Source organism: Pseudomonas subflava (assembly GCF_023823685.1).
Lineage (GTDB): Bacteria > Pseudomonadota > Gammaproteobacteria > Pseudomonadales > Pseudomonadaceae > Aquipseudomonas > Aquipseudomonas subflava.
The window spans coordinates 66,898-81,651 of the sequence record NZ_JAMXBF010000014.1 but is presented as its reverse complement, the minus strand read 5'-3'; the positions used below and the strand labels follow the sequence as shown (position 1 = coordinate 81,651).

The following is a 14,754-nucleotide window of genomic DNA, read 5'->3' as shown; positions in this document are numbered from 1 at the left end:
ATGCACTACTTCTCACCCTCTGCCATGGGCTTTTTCCACAGCGCCATCCATGGCGACCGCATGCCAGCGGATGCGGTACCGGTCACCAATAAGGCCTATCAGGCTCTGCTGGCCGGCCAAACGGCGGGCAAGGTCATCCAGCCGGACGCTAACGGCCACCCGGTACTGGTCGAGCGCCCCGAACCCGCAACCACCAGCGACGATCTGTGCCAGCGCATAGACGATGCCGCAGATGCGGCTCGCGCCAAGGTCGCCGGCGACCCGCTGCGCGCCGTGGAATACGACCGCGCCCGCCTCGAGGCGGAAGCCTTCGCCGCGGCCGGCTACCAGGGCGAGGTGCCGCGCATGGTCGCCGCCTGGGCCATCAACGGGCGCACGCCGCGCCAGGCCGCCGACAGCATCCTGGCCGAGGCGGCGGCCTACACCGAGGCGCTCTACCTCATCCGCGAAACCCGCCTGCAGGCCAAGGAGCAGATCCGCGTAGCCATTGACGCGGGCGATATCGAACAGGCCCAGGACATCGCCGCCGAAACCATCGCCGCGATCGAGGCCGCCGTAGCCGGCATCGGTAACAACACCGGCACCTGACCGAATCCCTGGGGAGGGGTTGCCCGCTTCGGCGGGCTTTTTTATGCCCGCCCTGTAGCGCGCCCCGCTACACCGCCAGCCGCTCGCCCCGCTTGCGCGCGCGCGTCACTCTCAAGGCTCACTGAACCGGCATCACGCCCACCAGGAGCTGCCCAATGGCCACCGATTACCATCACGGCGTCCGAGTCCTCGAAATCAACGAGGGCATCCGCCCCATTCGCACTATCGCCACCGCCGTGGTGGGCATGGTCTGCACCGCCAGCGATGCCGACGCCGCCACCTTCCCGCTCAACAAACCCGTGCTGCTCACCGACGTGCTCACCGCGTCCGGCAAGGCCGGCGAGCTGGGCACCCTCGCCCGCAGCCTGGACGCCATCGCCGACCAGGCCAGCCCGGTCACCGTCGTGGTGCGCGTGGCCGAAGGCGAAGGCGCCGATGCCGCCGCCAAGGAAGCGGACCAAACCACCAAGATCATCGGCGGTGTCACTGCCGACGGCCAATACACCGGCCTCAAGGCCCTGCTGGCGGCAGAAGTGCAGCTCGGCGTACGCCCGCGCATCCTGGGCGTGCCAGGGCTGGACAACCTCGCCGTGTCCACCGAGCTGGCCGCCACCGCCGAGAAGATGCGCGCCTTCGCCTATGCCAGTGCCTGGGACTGCGAGAGCGTCTCCGAGGCCATCGCCTACCGCGAGGGCTTCGGCTCCCGCGAGCTGATGCTCATCTGGCCTGACTTCGTGAACTGGGACACCGCCACCAGCGCCAACGCCCCGGCTTCTGCCGTCGCCCGCGCCCTGGGCCTGCGCGCCAAGATCGACGAGCAAACCGGCTGGCACAAAACCCTGTCCAACGTGCCGGTCAACGGCGTGTCCGGCCTCACCAAAGACATCTTCTGGGACCTGCAGAACCCCGCCACAGACGCCGGCCTGCTCAACGCCGCGGACGTCACCACGCTGATCCGTCGCGAGGGCTTCCGCTTCTGGGGCAACCGCACCTGCAGCGCCGACCCGCTGTTCGCCTTCGAGAACTACACCCGCACCGCCCAGGTGCTGGCCGACACCATGGCCGAGGCCCACTTCTGGGCCGTGGACAAGCCCATGCACGGCTCCCTGGTGAAGGACATCATCGACGGCGTCAACGCCAAGTTCCGCGAGCTGAAGACCGCCGGCTACATCATCGACGGCCAGTGCTGGTTCGACGAGTCCGCCAACGACGCCACCACCCTCAAGGCCGGCAAGCTCTTCCTGGACTACGACTACACCCCCGTCCCGCCGCTGGAAAACCTGCTGTTCCGCCAGCGCATCACCGACCGCTACCTGATGACCTTCGCCCAGAGCGTCAAGGCCTGATCCCATTCACCCGCGCGGCCCCGGCCGCGCCGTAGGAGAGCACCACCATGGCGCTGCCCAAAAAGCTCAAGCACATGAACATGTTCAACGACGGCAACAGCCACCAGGGCGAGGCCAAGACCGTCACGTTGCCGAACCTCGCGCGCAAGATGGAGTCCTTCCGCGCCGGCGGCATGGACGGCCCGGTCAAGGTCGACCTCGGCCATTCCGACGACGGCATCCAGCTCAGCTACACCCTGGGCGGCTGGTCGCTCATCGCCCTGCGCCAGTACGGCATCACCCGCGCCGATGGCGTGATGTTGCGCTTCATGGGCTCGGTCCAGCGCGACGACACCGGCGACGCCAGCGCCGTGGAAGTAGTGGTGCGCGGCCGGCATGAGGAAATCAGCTTCGGCGACGCCGCCCCGGGCGAAGACACCGAGCACGAAATCACCGTCACCTGCACCTACTACAAGCTCACCGTCGACGGCGAAGTGATCATCGAAATCGACCTCCTGAACTTCGTGTTCATCGTCGATGGCGAAGACCTGCTCGCCGCCCACCGCCAGAACATCGGCCTCTGACCGATCCCCGCCGGCGCGCTGCGCCGGCCTCCCCCCTGAACGAAGGAGCACCCCACCATGGGCAGCATCACCGACAACGCGCACGACATGCAGCAGGAAGCCACCCACGAAGCGCAGGCCGCCGCGGCAGCCGCAGCTCCGGCGCCGGCCGCCCAGGCCAAGAACCCCAACGAGGAAGTCATCACCCTCGACACCCCCATCGTCCGCGGCGAGCAGAAGATCGAGCAGATCACCCTGCGCAAGCCCATGAGCGGCGAGCTGCGCGGCGTCACCCTGGCCGACCTGGCCCAGATGGACGTGCTCGCGCTGCGCAAGGTGCTGCCGCGCATCACCCTGCCCAGCCTCACCGACCCCGAGATCGGCCGCATGGACCCGGCCGACCTGCTCCAGTGCGGGGTGGTCGTCGCCAGTTTTTTGCTCACGAAGTCGGCGAAGGCGGCTGCCCTCGTTGCGTAGAAGACGCCATGGCCGACCTGGCCATGGTCTTTCACTGGGGGCCGGTGGAGTTGGACCCGCTGCCCCTGTCGGAACTGATGGAATGGCGCGAGCGGGCCAGAAGCCGCTGGGAAGGGAACGATGGCAAATGACCTGAAAATGGAGGTAATCCTCCAGGCCATCGACCGCGCCACCCGCCCCATCCGCGCCATCACCCAGGGCAACATCGGCCTCGGCCAGGCCCTCAAACAATCCCGCGACCAGCTCAAGGCCCTGCAGGCGCAGCAAGCCGACATCCGCAGCTGGTCGATCCTGCGCAACGCCACCGCCAAGACCGCCACCGACCTGCAGGCCGCCCGCGACCAGGTCAAGGACCTCGGCAGGCAGATGGCAGCCACCGGCGTCCCAACGCGCGAAATGGTGGCGGACATGCAAGCCGCCGTCCGCGCCGCCACCGACCTCAAGCGCAAGCACCAGGAGCAGCAGGCCGAACTCCAGGGCCTACGCACCAAGCTCAGCGCTGCCGGCATCAGCACCCGCGACCTGAGCCAGCACTCGCGCGAGCTCAAGCAGCGGATCCAGGAAACCACCGAGGCCATCGGCGCCCAGACGCGGCGCATGCAGGCCCTGGTGCAGCAGCAAAAGCGCCTGGCCGCGGCGCGTGCCCAATACGACAAGACCCAGGCGCTCGCCGGCAGCATGGCCGGTACCGGCGCCGGCGCGGCCGCCCTGGGCGCCGGCATGGGCCTGCCCGTGGTGAGCATGGTCAAGGACTACATGAGCTTTGAAGACGCCATGGCCGGCGTCGCCAAGCAGGTGGCCGGCGCCCGCGATGCCAACGGCCAGCTCACCGGCACTTATCACGAGATGGCGGCCAGCATCAAAGAGATGTCCACGCGCATCCCCATGGCCACCACCGAGATTGCCGCCCTGGTGGAAGGCGCCGCGCGCATGGGCGTGCAGGGCAAGGACGACCTGCTGAAGTTCACCGGCGTCGCCGCCAATGCCGCCACCGCCTTCGAACTGCCGGCCGACCAGATCGGCGAGAACCTGGCGCGCATCGCCGACCTCTACAAGGTGCCGATCGCCAACGTCGACCAGCTCGGTGACGCCATCAACTACCTGGACGACAACGCCAAGTCCAAGGGCGCCGACATCATCGACGTGCTGCAACGCACCGCCGGTATCGCCGCCACGGTGGGCATGAGCTACAAGGAAGCCGCCGCCCTCGGCTCCACCTTCCTCACCCTGGGCGCTACGGCGGAAACCGCCAGCACTGCCACCAACGCGATGATCCGCGAGCTGGCCGTCGCCACCGAGCAGCCCGCGCGCTTCCAGAAGGGCCTCAAGGCCCTGGGGCTGGAGGCCAAGGCCATCCAGAACGGCATGGCCGAGAACGCCACCGACACCCTGCAGCAGGTGCTGGAGTCCATCAACAAGCTGCCCAAGGCCGAGCAGCTCAGCGTCGCCACCCAGCTGTTCGGCGACGAGTTCAGCGACGACGCCGCCAAGCTGGCCCAGAACATGGGCGAGTACCGCCGCCAGCTGGAACTGGCCAACGCCGCCGCAGCGGACGGCTCCATGCAGCGCGAGGCGGACATCCGCGCCCAGCTGCTGTCCGCCCGCCTGCAGATGGCGCAGAACCAGGCCTTCAACCTCTCTTCCGCGCTGGGCGAAACTCTCAAGCCGGCGCTGCTGGAGCTGATCACCAGCTTCAACAGCGTGGTCAGCCGCGTGAACACCTGGGTCAAGGCCAACCCCGAACTCGCCGCGCAGATCCTCAAGACGGTCGCCGGCGTCGCCCTGCTGGCCGCGGGCTTCGGCGCCGTCACCCTGGCCATGGCCAGCTTCCTCGGCCCGTTCGCCATGGCGCGCTACGCGCTCACCCTGTTCGCCTTCAAGGGCACCAGCCTCGCCGGCGTGCTGCTCAACCTGGGCCGCGTCGCACTGCCGCTGGTGGGCAAGGCCATCATGCTCATCGGCCGCGCGCTGATGCTTAACCCCATCGGCCTGGCCGTCACCGCCATCGCCGGCGCCGCCTACCTCATCTACAAGCACTGGGAGCCCATCAAGGGCTTCTTCCTCGGGCTGTGGGCCGAGGTGAAGGCCGGCTTCGATGGCGGCCTGGTCGGTATCGCCAAGCTGATCGCCGACTTCATGCCGCTCGGCCTGTTCTACCGCGCCTTCGCCGGCGTGATGAACTACTTCGGCATAGAGATGCCCGGCAAATTCAGCGAGTTCGGCAGCATGCTGCTCGAGGGCCTGGTCACCGGCATCCGCAACAAGCTCGGCGCCGTGAAAACCGCCATCGGCGAGGTCGGCGACAGCACCATCGGCTGGTTCAAGGAGAAGCTCGGTATTCACTCGCCCTCGCGTGTGTTCGCCACGCTGGGCGGCTTCACCATGGCCGGGCTGGAGCAAGGCCTGCTCAAGGGCCAGCGCGGCCCGCTGGCGGCGGTCACCAGCATGGGCAAGCAGCTCGTTGCGGCCGGCGCCATCGGCTTCGGTACCGCCGGCAGCGCCATCGCCATGGACAACCGCCCGCCGCTGTCTGCCGCCCCGCAGGCCCGCGCCGTGGCCATGGCCCCGCCGGCGCCCATCATCATCAACATCCACCCCTCGGCCGGCATGGATGAACAGGCTCTGGCGCGCCTGGTGCAGCAGGAGCTCGCCAAGGCCCAGCGCGCAGCGCAGACCAAGGGCCGCTCGGCCCTCACCGACCAGGAGTAGACCACCATGATGATGACCCTGGGCATGTTCGTCTTCGGCCTGCCCACCCTCGCCTACCAGGAGCTGCAGCGCACCACCGACTGGCGCCACGGCTCCACCAGCCGCATCGGCACCAACCCCGGCAAGCAGTTCATGGGCCGCGGTGACGACAAGATCGCCCTGCCCGGCACGCTGCTCCCCGGCCTGGTCGGCTCGCCGCTGAGCCTCGACGTGCTGCGCAAAATGGCCGACACCGGCAAGGCCTGGCCACTCATCAGCGGCACCGGCCGCATCTACGGCATCTGGGTCATCACCTCGATCACCGAAACGCAGCAGATCTTCTTCGAGGACGGCACCGCCCGGCGGTACGAGTTCACCATCAACCTGGAGCGCATCGACGACGGCCGCACCGACATGCTCGGCAGCCTGGCCGGCGCCGTCGGCGGGGCGCTGCGCGGCGTGCTCGGGGGCCTGCTGTGAGCATCCTGGGCCAGGCCGGCGCCCTGCTCGATCGCGCGGCGCAGCAGTACCGCGACGCTACCGCCTACCCGCGCCCCATTTGCCGCTTGGTGGTTAACGACAACGACATCTCCGACCAGCTGCTCGGCGGCCAGGAGCCGCGCCTGGTGAGCATCGAGCTCACCGACAACCGCGGCCTCGAGGCGGACCAGCTCGACATCACCCTCAGCGACCACGACGGCCTGCTGGCCATCCCGCCCCGGGGCGCCACCGTGCGCCTCTGGCTGGGCTGGAGCGACACCGGCCTGGTCGACAAAGGCAGCTTCACCGTGGACGAAACCGAGCACAGCGGCGCGCCGGACCTGCTCAGCATCCGCGCCCGCAGCGCGGACCTGCGCGGCAGCCTCAAGACCAAAAAGGAACGCAGCTTCGACGCCACTACCCTGGGCACCGTGATCGGCGCCATCGCCACCGCCCAGGGCCTCACGCCCGTCGTCAGCGCCGTGCTCGCCGGCATTGAGCTGCTGCACCTGGACCAGGCCAACGAGAGCGACGCCAACCTACTCAGTCGCCTCGGCCGCGAGCATGACGCCATCGCCACCGTAAAGGCCGGCCGCCTGCTGTTCCTGCCCACCGGTAAGGCCACCACGGCCAGCGGCCTGGCCCTGCCCCACGTCACCCTAACGCGGGCGGACGGCGACCAGCACCGTTTTCTGCAGGCCGATCGCGACGCCTACACAGGCGCCAAGGCGTACTATTACGAGGTCAACAGCGCGGAGAAGAAAGAGGCCATCGCCGGCGGCGGAGAGAACATCAAGGAGCTGCGCCACGTCTACACCGACCGGGCCAGCGCCCTGCAGGCCGCCCGCGCGGAATGGAACAGGCTGCAGCGCGGTACCGCCACCCTCAGCTACACCCTGGCCAAAGGCCGGCCGGAGCTGATCCCGGACCAAACCTACACCCTCGCCGGCATCAAGGCAGAAATCGCCGCCATCGTCTGGCTCGGCGGCAACATCCGCCACAGCTACACGCCGAACAGCTACACCACCGCCCTGGAGCTGGAGTCCCAGCTGCCCGACGGCGACGACGTAGCCGGCCTGGCCGAGGACGACGGCAACTTCACCGGCCTCGTCGCCTGGTACCGCGACGAGAAGACCGGCCAGCAGCACAAGCTCACCGAGGGCGACCAGGTCAAGCCGCGGCGCCTCACCCACCTCTACCAGAGCAAGGCCGCTGCGCAGCGCGCTCTTGATCGGGAGTGGAAGCGGATCCAGATTCAACTAAAGGCCCCGTCTAGGGGCCTCGAGAGCACATCAGTCTAACGGCCAAGCGCTTTTTTAATTTCGGCGACCGTAGCAGCCTTCAACGCAATCGGATCTATCCCAACGGAAAGTACCGTTTTACAGTGCTGACACAGGTAGGATACGCCCGTCCATCTCTCCTCAACCCCGACTACTACTCCTACATTCTCTACAAGTACGTTCGCCACCATCGACTGGCATTTGGGGCATTTACCTTGTGGAATCATCTCTTTTCTCCTATGACATCCCAGCCGCCTCGCTGGCTATCCGAGAATAGCCTCGATGCCACGCCACCGCCTGCAGAGATCATCGCATGCCTTTCATGGACGTGATTTCGAATTTCCAAAGTGATTTCATTGATATTCTTCGAAGAGAATTGAAGGCGTGGCAATCGGATATTCGAGGCCTGTCTGACGAAGAAATCCAACTGGGATATTTTGAACTCTGCCAACGCATGATCGACCCAGTTCCTCGCACAATAGTTTTCAGTCGCGAATTCAAATGCCCTGAAGGATGCAAAGAAGGGCTCAATTTGCTAGTTTATAAATTGCAGACTGGGGAAAGTGTCTTCCCACACTTAAGCCGAAGAATACGTAAGTTCAAATTCCATGATGGACTCCTTAACTGCTGGGGCATTCAGCATCTACATTTAGGCACAAGCTACCAATCGGACGGCCTAATTGAGGGAGGCCCCTTAATCCTTTACGGCGTATTTACCTCTTCCCATGCATACCTACTCGACATACGTGAACATGACTGGTACCAGATTGACCTGCTGGAAATCATTCGCTGCAACTGGCCAGATTTGATTGCTCCGTTCCAATATAAGCACTGCTTACCGTCCCCGACTCCACCTACAGTCGACGACCTGCGTGCTTTGCGCAATAAAAATATAAACACAACTATCCAGTTGGGGGACGGCATGTCCTACTTCGCGCCGGGTGGTGGGACAATGGCGAATGGAATGTCTTTTCTAGCGCTCCAAAGATTGCAACACGAAAGGGAGCAATTAAGTGCGTTCGAGCGAGCGGCGCGATTTAATCCAGATCAGTTTTGGGAGAGATTTTTTACCCCAATCCAACCTCGTCCCAAGGCCCTCAGATTGAAGTTAGTTGCGTTCGGCGGATATTATTTTTGTGCAGCTGTGGGCTCAGATGTGCTTCTTTCTATATGGCCTAGGTTCCCCGACACACATGATTCGCCAGAACAACATCTACTTCGACGAGTGCGTGCCTTAGCGTGCGCGGCACGATATGTCATCTGACTAGCCTGCGGCCTAATAGGCCTCGAGGCTCGAGGCTCGAGGCTCGAGGCCTTTCATTGCAGCGGCGGATCTAAAGCATTGCCATCGCCTCAATTGCTCGCCTCATAAAATCCTGCTCCTTTTCATCTAGCTTTCGGTAAAACTTCAGCAGCAAGCGCTCCTTAGCCGTAACAGGTTCCATCAGGGGCTGATCAACAGGCTCCGCCGGTTGACGACTATCAGCCTCTCGAAAATCGGTCATTCTCTGCATCTCCATGTTGGCAGTGAGCCTTGACCATATCGCCAGTTTCGGAGATGCAAGCCCGTCTAACTCAGGCCTTTGGTGGGGTTGCGCTTTCGAGGGTTCTGATAGCCTGGGCCGCCGGCGGCGCTATCCGCGCACGCCTATCACCTCTTCCCACCGCGTGGTGTAGCGCTGGCTGAGCATCTCCCGGCGCATGGCCCAGGCCGGCGCGGCCGGCACGCTGCCGATGCGCACGGTGCCGCGCCCCTCCTTGCGGTTGATCTGGTCGATCACCGCCATCAGCCGCTCGGCGCCGCGGCGTGGCGCGGGGGCGAACAGGTCAGGCGTCAGCTCGCCGCGCTGGCTCAGGTCCATCAGCAGGATGGAGCACTTCGAATACGGGTAGCCGGGCCGGTAGATCTGCGTCAGCCCCTGCTGGGCGAGCGCCAGGATCTCGCGGGTGTCATCGGTCGGCGCCGGCAGCGCCAGGGTCACCGCGTTGGCGTAGCGCGGGCCCTTCTGGTCTGCCAGCTGCGTCTGCAGGCCCACCTGAATGGTGCTGCACAGCGAGGCCTGGCTGCGCAGCTTCTCCGCCGCCCGGCTCACGTAGGCGGCCAGCGCCTCGCGGATTGGCGGCAGCTCCGATTGGCGCTTGCCGAACATCTTGCTCGAACAGATGGCCTCCTTCGGCGGCGGCCCCTCGTTGAAGCCGATGCAGCTGATGCCGCGCAGCTCGCGCGCCGTGCGCTCCATGGTCACGCCGAAGGTCTTGCGCAGGGTGCCGATATCGAACCGCGCCAGGTCCCAGGCGGTGGCGATGTTCAGGGCGGCCAGCTTGGCCGCCGAGCGGCGCCCCACGCCCCACACCTCGCTCACCGGTGCCAGGCGCAGCAGCTTCTCCTGGCGGGCCGGGTCGGTCAGGTCCAGCACGCCGCCGGTGCCCTTCCACTTCTTCGCCGCCCAGTTCGCCAGCTTGGCCAGCGTCTTGGTGGTGCTGATGCCCACGCCCACCGGCATGCCAACGTCGCGCGCCAGGCGCTCGCGAATGCTCCGGCCAAGCCCGTGCAGGTCATCCACGCCGGTCATGTCGCCCCAGGCCTCGTCGATCGAGTACACCTCGATGCCGGGCAGCATCTCGGCCATCACCCGCATCACCCGGTTGCTGATGTCCGCATACAGCGTGTAGTTGCTGGAGCGCGCCACCACGCCCTGGCGGCTCATCTGCTCCCGCACCTGGAAGAAGGGAGCCCCCATGCCGATGCCGAGCGCCTTGGCCTCGGCGCTACGGGCGATAACGCAGCCATCGTTGTTCGACAGTACCACCACCGGCCGGCGCTTCAGCGCTGGCTGGCAGATGCGCTCGCAGCTGCAGTAGAAGGAGTTGCAGTCGATCAGCGCGAACACGCGCCCCCGGCTGCTCATGGCGCCACGCGGCTGACCACCCAGGACACCACGCCCCACACCTCGATGATCTCCTCGCCGTCCAGCTGTACATCCGGCACCACCGGGTCGGCGGCCTTCAGCCAGCGGCCGCCGAACAGGTCCCGCTGCGCCAGGCGCACGCGGTAGCCCTCGCCGCCCAGGTCCACCACCACCAGCTTGTCATCCAGGTGGCTGGCGGCCCGGTTCACGATCAGCCGGTCGCCCCGGAAGATGCCGAAGCCGACCAGGCTGTCGTCCAGCACCTGCACGCCCCAGATATGCGGCGCACCCAGGCCGGTGAGCCGATCGAGGGAAAGCCCCTCCTCCTTTTCGTCCTCGGCGGGCGACTGGAAGCCGGTAATGCGCAGGTCGGTGGCCACGTCGGTAAGCAGGCGCTCCCGCAAGCGCTCACCCCGGGCGAGTATGGAAAGAGATGACATCGGTACATCCGCAAACTACTGTATATGCGAACAGTATTTGCGAAGACCCGAACCCGGTCAATCGGCGACACGGTCGCCACCGACAGGAGGCAGTCAGCCCTCGAGCAGCTCCTCGCGGTAGATGCCTATCTGCTTCGGCGCCTCGATGCCCACGCGCACCGCGCCCTGGCCCAGGGTGTCGATGCGGATGGTGATGCCGTCGCGCAGCAGCAGGTGCAGCAGCTTCGCCATGTCTACGCCGGGGTCAATGGTGAGGCGGATGTTCTCGCCGTCACGGCGGGTCAGGCAGAGGTAGCCCATGCGAAAGTCCTTTTCCGGTGGTGGGTGCGGGGTTCGAGCGGGGTTACTGCGGGAGGTCGATGTCAACAAGCGGTATCGGGTCGCCGGCCAGCACCGCGGCGCCTACATCGCCATCGCAGCCAGCGTCTGTGCCGGGGAACCACTCCAGCCGCGCCTGTTTGCCGGGCAGATCGACCAGCAGCCGGCGGCTCAGGCAGTCCATGGCCCGCTCGGCAACGGCCGTCAGTTCGGTGTCGGACCAGCTCTGCACGGCGTAGCTGAACGCCTGCGCTTCCAGGTCCTCGCCCTCGTCGTGGTGCAGTATCGAGGCGTAGGCCTCAACGCAGCGGCCGCTTGCGCGCTCGCAGCGGATCTCGATGGCGTTGGTGCCCGGGGCCTCGTACCCCTGCTGGGTTTCCCACCCGCCCCAGATCAGCAGCGTATCGCCGCTCTGCTCCACCAGCAGCGGTGGGCGGACCACGGAATGTGGCGCTTCGGCGGTGGCCGGTGCGGCAAACCAGAGGGCGGCGTAGGCGGAAAGCAAGGCAGAAGCGAGGGCAACAGCGAGGTATTTGAGGTAGCGCATGGGTGAGCTCCATTCGTGGGGAATGCCTTCCTGGCGCTGGGAGTCTAGAACAGGGTAAGCCACCCGTTTGAGCAATGGCCCACAGAGGAGAAAGAGTCATGTGCGGCGGCGTTGAAGCCCGCGAGGCGGACAAGATATGGAAGATCTATTTTCCCAACCCGAAGTCAGCCATCCCGGTGCTGCTGGAGGATACGGGCCAGCTGGACTGGATCCACTGGGGCCGGCGCAAAGAGGAAGCCGGCAGCGGCCCCCAAGGCGGCTGGGCGCGGCTCAGCACCGTGGCGGCCGGCGGCTGGGCCAAGCACAAGCCGCGCCGCGGCTTCGGCATGGTGCAGCGCTTTATGGAGAAGGAAGGCCAGCCCGGCGACAAGAATCGGCCATCACATTGGTTCGACGTGCCGGAGGGCTATGCCCTGGAGTGCCTGGTGATCGGCGAGGGAGAACAGCAGCGGGTGTATGTGGTAACCACCGATCCGCCCGAGGAATTTGCCTGGATACATGATCGGTGGCCGTATTTATGCCGTATTTAGGCTGCGAGCTTTTAGGCCAGATGCCCAGCCAGTTCCACTAGATTTACGTAACGCTTTAGCGCGTCCGAATCTCGCATATACATAGAATAAATACCGTCCTTCCACTGTGGAAGCTGCCTATCGGTGTTATAGACATTCCAAACAGCCTCAGGATTGTTCATCAGCTGCAAATACATCGCGACCAAATCGTAAATGCTGGTAGGCTTTGGATTAGTGTTCAAACATACACTTGGTATCTTTTGTAGGGCCGCCTCAACCTGACTAGGACGAAGGATAATATCCTTAGCGGTAAATTCAAGACTAGAGTTATGCATGAATACTAGGAATGCCGCCCAGAAGACGTCATAGTTACTTTGCTTTAATGCATCGCAAACGGCTTTTGTTTGCCGAATACAGCGGAGCACATCACGCGCCTCAAAATTGAAGAATTTTGCTAAAGCATAGAAGAACAGCGCGGCAACCGGATAAGTCGGCAAGTCTATGAAAACGACACCAGACGCATAATCTTGAGTCCTGGCTTTTCGGTAAGGCACAAGGTGACCAAAATCATTCAACTCAGGCGTACTAGCTACAATAAAAAGCGACAATCCAACTTGATCAAGCCGATATTCAGCATCAAAGAAACGCCTGAGATATTTCTGAGATTGAAACTTCTCGCCATAAATGGCACAAATTGAGTGCGACAACTGCTCAGAGTCAGATGCGACTATAAAGCGGCAATCTTCGATCTCAAAGAAATGCTTTACACGCTCTAGAAGCTCTACTGCGTAAGTAGGCCGACACCGATCCAGCTCATCGATGAATATGAAAGCCGGACTTTTCTTCCCTTGGTTTACAGCAGCTTGGCTCAGACGGTTTTTCACGGCGTCTTTAAAATGCTGGATATTGTCCTTGCTCTCTGCTTGCTCCTTGATCAAACGTCCAACCAATTCACTGGTAGCATCTGCGCCATCACCGCCCGCCCCCTCTCCAAACACTTGATCCATTTCGCAACCCAAGTATTTCTTGAAAAGCCCTTTAGCAATCAATGGTGCTGCCGACTTGACCAATTCGGATGTGCCTTTTACCAAGCCTCTTCCTGCTGAAGAGCCTTGGATATCCAGGGGGTCAGCGGCTTGCTCCTCAATGCTGGTCACTAGAACAACTAGGGGCTCAGCAGCAAAGTCATTCTCCCAAGCGTTGAAATAGATGCACACGTGATTCTGACTAAGTGCTTTACACCAGCGCTGCAAGAAAAAGGATTTACCGCTTCCCCAAGGAGAATTGACGTTAAGTACTTTAATATCTGGATTTGCAAGCATATATGAAGTTAGAAATTCGCTTGCTGCTTTGCGATCTTTGAATAGATCGTCATCCCAAGGAGTGCTTGCTACTTCGCTCACAAGATTCCTCTCTCTAAATAAAGGTGACTCGACGTGCTAGCGGCTACCTTCAGCCGTTGCTGATTACGTCTCCGCCGGCGGCCTTGATCGCCTCTAATAGCTTGATCTGGCCTTGGTCGCTCATATAGACGGCCTCAAACTCTGGCTTCCAACTGTCCAGCTGTATGCCGTACTCCTGCTGGGGGTTCACCAGGTCGGCGGCCGTGTCCACCTTCACGAAGCGGCTAGCGGCTTCGAGCGCCTGCGCGCGCGTAGCGGTGATGGATAAGGTCGGGCGGTCGAGCACACGCGAGGTGCCCTCACGGATGTTCAGCTCGCGCGGCACGGCGACAACGGTAACCTTGTTGGCGCCGGTGTGGATCAACGTCCGATACACGCCGTACAGCGCGGCGCGGCGCACCTCGCGGGCATTGTTCTCGGCCAGGTCGCCCGGAACGATGGTGCCGGCGATCAGGATCTTCAGCGGCTCCGCGGCGATCTGCTCGAAGGTGCCGTTCTCGGCCGAGTAGTCGCCTCGGTCCTCGATCATTTCCCCCACGGTGGCGAAGTGTTTTGGGGCGAGCGCCGGGGCCTTAGGCTGCTCAGCTTGGGCGTTGGCCACCACAACGTCTTGCGAGCTGTCCGGGGTCATCAATCCCCAGACCCACCAGAACAGCAGGCCGATCAGTGCAAGGTAGAACAGGCCGGCGACTCGCACGCCGGTGTAGCCGGCAGCGCTGTGTGCACCGCACTGAGGGCAAACCTTGGCATCGGTAGAAATCTCGGTTTTACAGTCTTTGCAGACGACCAGAGCCATAGCGCTCTCCTTGCAAGGTCCATTGGAACTAAATCACGCCCATCATTGAGCGCAGTTATCCTTTTTTTCCCTCAAAAAAACGTGCAGCCGGGTCGCTCAAGATAGCTAGACCGGCGACCATATTCCCGGTGTAGCCACGCTCGGCGTCGGTGAGCCGGCGGAAGTTTTTCAGCAACTCAGATTCTTCGGCGGTAATGCTGCTAGCTGGCTGCGGCTTGCGCTCACCAGTCACCACATAAAGCACGTCGACACCTACTGCGGCGACAGCAGCCAGATAGGCAGCATCAGGAAACCTGTCTCCCTTCTCATAGTTGCCTTGAGCGTTGGCTTTCACCCCGCCCAGCTCTCCGAATGCACCCTGAGAAAGCCCCAGGCGCTCGCGCTCCTCGCGCAAACGATCACCGATTCCACTCATTCGGATAGAAAGCCCC

General features: G+C 63.5%; 18 protein-coding genes. 10 read left to right on the top strand and 8 right to left on the bottom strand.

All coding sequences use genetic code 11. The features are described from left to right. From NF616_RS18970 to NF616_RS18930, 9 genes are all read left to right on the top strand, one after another. A complete protein-coding gene (locus NF616_RS18970; protein WP_252275229.1) occupies positions 1 to 588 on the top strand; it encodes a hypothetical protein in 588 nt (195 codons plus the stop codon). Positions 589 to 743: 155 nt separating this feature from the next. Continuing rightward, positions 744 to 1,934: a phage tail sheath protein gene (locus NF616_RS18965; RefSeq protein ID WP_252275227.1), complete on the top strand. Its 1,191-nt coding sequence runs from the start codon at positions 744 to 746 to the stop codon at positions 1,932 to 1,934. A 47-nt stretch (positions 1,935 to 1,981) separates the two neighbouring features. Continuing rightward, positions 1,982 to 2,497 carry a phage major tail tube protein gene (locus NF616_RS18960; RefSeq protein ID WP_252275226.1) on the top strand — a complete coding sequence of 172 codons (516 nt, stop codon included), beginning with the start codon at positions 1,982 to 1,984 and terminating at the stop codon, positions 2,495 to 2,497. Between the two features lie 87 nt (positions 2,498 to 2,584). After that, positions 2,585 to 2,953, top strand: a complete 369-nt coding sequence (locus NF616_RS18955) for a phage tail assembly protein (protein ID WP_252275478.1) — start codon at positions 2,585 to 2,587, stop codon at positions 2,951 to 2,953. An 8-nt stretch (positions 2,954 to 2,961) separates the two neighbouring features. Then, entirely contained in the window at positions 2,962 to 3,084 is a 123-nt protein-coding gene (locus NF616_RS18950) for a GpE family phage tail protein (protein WP_252275224.1), read from the top strand. Positions 3,085 to 3,091: 7 nt separating this feature from the next. Next, on the top strand, positions 3,092 to 5,662 hold the full coding sequence (locus tag NF616_RS18945) for a phage tail tape measure protein (RefSeq protein ID WP_252275221.1): 2,571 nt from the start codon (positions 3,092 to 3,094) through the stop codon (positions 5,660 to 5,662). 6 nt (positions 5,663 to 5,668) lie between these two features. Then, positions 5,669 to 6,121, top strand: coding sequence for a phage tail protein (locus NF616_RS18940; RefSeq protein ID WP_252275219.1), 453 nt, complete (start codon positions 5,669 to 5,671; stop codon positions 6,119 to 6,121). Continuing rightward, entirely contained in the window at positions 6,118 to 7,422 is a 1,305-nt protein-coding gene (locus tag NF616_RS18935; protein WP_252275218.1) for a phage late control D family protein, read from the top strand. The genes NF616_RS18940 and NF616_RS18935 overlap by 4 nt, the downstream gene beginning before the upstream one ends. 292 nt (positions 7,423 to 7,714) lie before the next feature. Then, complete coding sequence (locus tag NF616_RS18930; RefSeq protein WP_252275216.1) at positions 7,715 to 8,665, top strand: hypothetical protein; 951 nt, start codon at positions 7,715 to 7,717, stop codon at positions 8,663 to 8,665. A 70-nt stretch (positions 8,666 to 8,735) separates the two neighbouring features. On the opposite strand, the gene NF616_RS18925 is transcribed toward NF616_RS18930, so the two are convergent. The 5 genes from NF616_RS18925 to NF616_RS18905 all read right to left on the bottom strand — a co-directional run bounded on the left by NF616_RS18925 (position 8,736) and on the right by NF616_RS18905 (position 11,615). After that, positions 8,736 to 8,906 (bottom strand): hypothetical protein, encoded by a 171-nt coding sequence (locus NF616_RS18925; protein WP_252275214.1) that lies wholly within the window; start codon positions 8,904 to 8,906, stop codon positions 8,736 to 8,738. Between the two features lie 129 nt (positions 8,907 to 9,035). Next, positions 9,036 to 10,310: a translesion error-prone DNA polymerase V subunit UmuC gene (gene umuC / locus NF616_RS18920; protein WP_252275212.1), complete on the bottom strand. Its 1,275-nt coding sequence runs from the start codon at positions 10,308 to 10,310 to the stop codon at positions 9,036 to 9,038. After that, positions 10,307 to 10,750, bottom strand: a complete 444-nt coding sequence (locus tag NF616_RS18915; RefSeq protein WP_252275210.1) for a LexA family protein — start codon at positions 10,748 to 10,750, stop codon at positions 10,307 to 10,309. Before NF616_RS18915 ends, umuC begins: the two co-directional genes overlap by 4 nt. A gap of 93 nt (positions 10,751 to 10,843) precedes the next feature. Next, positions 10,844 to 11,050: a carbon storage regulator gene (locus NF616_RS18910; protein ID WP_252275208.1), complete on the bottom strand. Its 207-nt coding sequence runs from the start codon at positions 11,048 to 11,050 to the stop codon at positions 10,844 to 10,846. 43 nt (positions 11,051 to 11,093) lie between these two features. Then, a complete protein-coding gene (locus tag NF616_RS18905) occupies positions 11,094 to 11,615 on the bottom strand; it encodes a hypothetical protein (RefSeq protein ID WP_252275206.1) in 522 nt (173 codons plus the stop codon). 98 nt (positions 11,616 to 11,713) lie between these two features. On the opposite strand from NF616_RS18905, the gene NF616_RS18900 reads away from it, so the two are divergent. Continuing rightward, positions 11,714 to 12,145 carry a hypothetical protein gene (locus NF616_RS18900; RefSeq protein ID WP_252275204.1) on the top strand — a complete coding sequence of 144 codons (432 nt, stop codon included), beginning with the start codon at positions 11,714 to 11,716 and terminating at the stop codon, positions 12,143 to 12,145. Positions 12,146 to 12,156: 11 nt separating this feature from the next. Here the strand turns inward: NF616_RS18900 and NF616_RS18895 are convergent, their stop codons facing one another. Genes NF616_RS18895 through NF616_RS18885 form a run of 3 tightly spaced genes read right to left on the bottom strand, consistent with a single transcriptional unit; the run spans position 12,157 to position 14,738 of the window. Beyond that, positions 12,157 to 13,527 (bottom strand): KAP family P-loop NTPase fold protein, encoded by a 1,371-nt coding sequence (locus tag NF616_RS18895; protein WP_252275202.1) that lies wholly within the window; start codon positions 13,525 to 13,527, stop codon positions 12,157 to 12,159. Between the two features lie 49 nt (positions 13,528 to 13,576). Continuing rightward, positions 13,577 to 14,323, bottom strand: coding sequence for a hypothetical protein (locus NF616_RS18890; protein ID WP_252275201.1), 747 nt, complete (start codon positions 14,321 to 14,323; stop codon positions 13,577 to 13,579). A 55-nt stretch (positions 14,324 to 14,378) separates the two neighbouring features. After that, positions 14,379 to 14,738 carry a helix-turn-helix domain-containing protein gene (locus tag NF616_RS18885; RefSeq protein ID WP_252275477.1) on the bottom strand — a complete coding sequence of 120 codons (360 nt, stop codon included), beginning with the start codon at positions 14,736 to 14,738 and terminating at the stop codon, positions 14,379 to 14,381. Between the last annotated feature and the right edge of the window lie 16 nt (positions 14,739 to 14,754).